We start from the raw sequence: 2,656 nt of genomic DNA, 5'->3' as shown, positions 1-2,656 counted from the left end.
GTGCTCCGCACCTCCGGGCGGAACCTCCTGACCAAGGGTCAGCCCTTCCGCCCGGCAGCGGCCCGCGCCTCTCCGTTCCCCCTCCGGCCCCGTAACCCGTCTTCCCGGTTACACCTATCCTGGGGCGCATGACCGACGGAGACGACCCGGTCCCCCGGAACGCGGCCGACGCGACCGACCCTGCCGACCTGGCCGACCCGGCCGCCGCACCGCCCGACGGCACGGCCGGCCGGCACACCCCGCCCGGGCTGGTCCTCACCACCCCCGGAGGCAGCCGCTTCCACTTCGACCCCGGCGCCCTCTGCCTGGAACTGCTCACCACCGGCGGACCCGGCCCCTACGCCCGGTACGAGGTGCTGCACCGGCCCGCCGACCTCGCCGCCTGGCTCCCGCCGTCCCGGCTGCGGCTGCCCGCCGACGCCGTACGGATCTCCCCCGCCGAGCTCACCGCCACCCGCACCCTCCGCGACGCCCTGTGGCACCTGGCCGCCGCCCGCACCCACGGCCGCCCCGGCGAACCCGAGGACTACGCCGTCCTCAACCGGGCCGCCGAGCACCCGCCGCTGGTCCCCCGGATCGCCCCGGACGGCACCGCGGCCGCCCCACCACCCGCCGACGGAGCCCAGCTGGCCTCCACCCTCGCCCGGGACGCCATCGCCCTGCTCACCGGCCCGTACGCGGACCGGATCCGGGAATGCGGCGCCCACGACTGCCGACTGATCTTCGTCGACACCTCGCGCCCCGGCCGCCGGCGCTGGTGCTCGATGGAACGCTGCGGCAACCGCCACAAGGTCCGCTCCCTGCGCGCCCGCCGAGAGACCGAGGAGACGCCCCCGGCCGCCGCCCTCCCCGCCGACTCCGGGCGTGCGCCCGCTGATCCACCGTCTGAGAGCATGGGCTGATGCGACCGCTGTACTCCGTTCCCCTCGGCATCGCCGCCGCCGGCACCGCCTGCCTCGCCTACTCCGTCGGGTACGAGGTCCGGGCCTTCCGCCTCCGCCGGATCGAGGTCCCCGTCCTCCCGCGCGGCGCCCGCCCGATCCGGGTCCTCCAGGTGTCCGACATCCACATGGTGAGCGGGCAGGGCAAGAAGCAGCGCTGGCTGAAGAGCCTGGCCGGCCTGCGCCCCGACCTGGTGGTCAACACCGGCGACAACCTCTCCGACCCGCTCGGCGTCCCGGCCACCCTCGACGCGCTCGGGCCCCTCATGGAGTTCCCCGGCGTCTACGTCTTCGGCTCCAACGACTACTACGGCCCGGCCCGCAAGAACCCGGCACGCTACCTCCAGGCCATGCGCAGCGGCGCCCACGGCATGAACAACCCCGACGGCACCGCCCGCCGCGGCATCACCGGAGCCGTCCACAACCCGTGGGAGAAGCTCCGCGACGGCTTCGACGGGGCCGGCTGGCTCGACCTCACCAACACCCGCGGCCGGCTCACCGTGAACGGGCTCGACCTGGAGTTCACCGGCCTCGACGACCCCCACATCCGCCGCGACCGCTACAGCGACGTCGCCGGCGGCCCCTCCGCCGACGCCGACCTCTCCCTCGCCGTCGTCCACGCGCCCTACCTGCGCGTCCTCGACGCCTTCACCGCCGACCGCTACCCGCTGATCCTGGCCGGCCACACCCACGGCGGCCAGCTCTGCATCCCCTTCTACGGCGCCCTGGTCACCAACTGCGACATCGACACCCGCCGGGTCAAGGGCCTCTCCACCCACACCGCCGGCGGCCACCGCTCCCACCTCCACGTCTCGGCCGGCTGCGGCACCAACCGCTACACCCCCGTCCGCTTCGCCTGCCCGCCCGAGGCCACCCTCCTCACCCTCGTCCCGGCCCCCCGCTGACCCCCGCCGGACGCCCGCCCGAAACCGGATTTCGTGTCTCGGCGAGCGTCCGGTAGAGTTCTACTCGTCGCGAAGGAGACGGAGCGACAAACCGCAAGACCGGGGTGTGGCGCAGCTTGGTAGCGCGCTTCGTTCGGGACGAAGAGGCCGTGGGTTCAAATCCCGCCACCCCGACCCAGTACAGAGGGCCTGCCGGAGAAGTCCGGCAGGCCCTCTGTCGTTGTGCGGGGCCGCCCGGGTGACCGATCCTCAGCCGCTCCGGCGGTGGGGGCCTGCCGCCGAGTCCGCCGGTCGGTGGCCGGCGGGTTCCGTCGGCCGGGTGTGCCGGGTCCGGCCATCGGCCGGGCTCCGGATCGCGGACCTGGGGCGACGCCCCGTCCGGACGGCCCGTCGGAGCTCCCTGCACGCCCGTGGTGCCGTCGCCGGCCGGTTCGCCCGCGACCGCCTCCGCTCCGGCCCCGGAATCGCGCTCGGCATCGACCGGGCCACCGCGATCGTCGCGGAGGGGCCTGCCGCGCGGTCCCCGGAACAGGTCGTGGTTCGCACCGTGTTCGGCCCCTGGAAAGCTCCGGAGCGGATGGCGGGAAGGGTCTCGGACCACCAGTGGGGCGGGCGCGAGTGGACGCGGTGCACCGGGCGGCGTCGGGTCAGAGGACGGTGGTCAGTTCGGTGCGGGAGGTGATGTTGAGCTTGGGGTAGGCCTTGTAGAGGTGGTGGGCGACGGTGCGGGGGCTGAGGAAGAGCTGGGCGGCGATGTCGCGGTTGGTGAGGCCCTGGGCGGCGAGGCGGGCGATCTGGAGTTCCTGGGGG

At 74.7% G+C, this 2,656-nt stretch carries 3 protein-coding genes and 1 tRNA gene; 3 read left to right on the top strand and 1 reads right to left on the bottom strand.

Going from position 1 to position 2,656, the window contains the following annotated elements:
• The first annotated feature begins 248 nt into the window (after positions 1–248).
• From ACIQOV_RS36470 to ACIQOV_RS36460, 3 genes are all read left to right on the top strand, one after another.
• A complete protein-coding gene (locus ACIQOV_RS36470) occupies positions 249–902 on the top strand; it encodes a CGNR zinc finger domain-containing protein (protein ID WP_401055097.1) in 654 nt (217 codons plus the stop codon).
• Positions 902–1,846 (top strand): metallophosphoesterase, encoded by a 945-nt coding sequence (locus ACIQOV_RS36465; protein ID WP_380358346.1) that lies wholly within the window; start codon positions 902–904, stop codon positions 1,844–1,846. The genes ACIQOV_RS36470 and ACIQOV_RS36465 overlap by 1 nt, the downstream gene beginning before the upstream one ends.
• A 100-nt stretch (positions 1,847–1,946) precedes the next feature.
• A tRNA-Pro gene (locus ACIQOV_RS36460) sits at positions 1,947–2,020 on the top strand.
• Positions 2,021–2,493: 473 nt separating this feature from the next.
• Here the strand turns inward: ACIQOV_RS36460 and ACIQOV_RS36455 are convergent.
• Positions 2,494–2,656: response regulator transcription factor (locus ACIQOV_RS36455; RefSeq protein WP_401055096.1), on the bottom strand; the 163-nt coding region annotated here is incomplete at its 5' end.

The sequence above is a fragment of the Kitasatospora sp. NPDC091257 genome (genome assembly GCF_044757675.1).
Lineage (GTDB): Bacteria > Actinomycetota > Actinomycetes > Streptomycetales > Streptomycetaceae > Kitasatospora > Kitasatospora lactacystinica.
Note: the sequence above shows the minus strand (reverse complement) of the source record. Positions and strands in the feature narration are given on the sequence as shown.

Coding starts and splice junctions, on each gene's coding strand:
- ACIQOV_RS36465 (WP_380358346.1), top strand. CDS start 902: ATGCGACCGCTGTACTCCGTTCCCCTCGGCATCGCCGCCGCCGGCACC.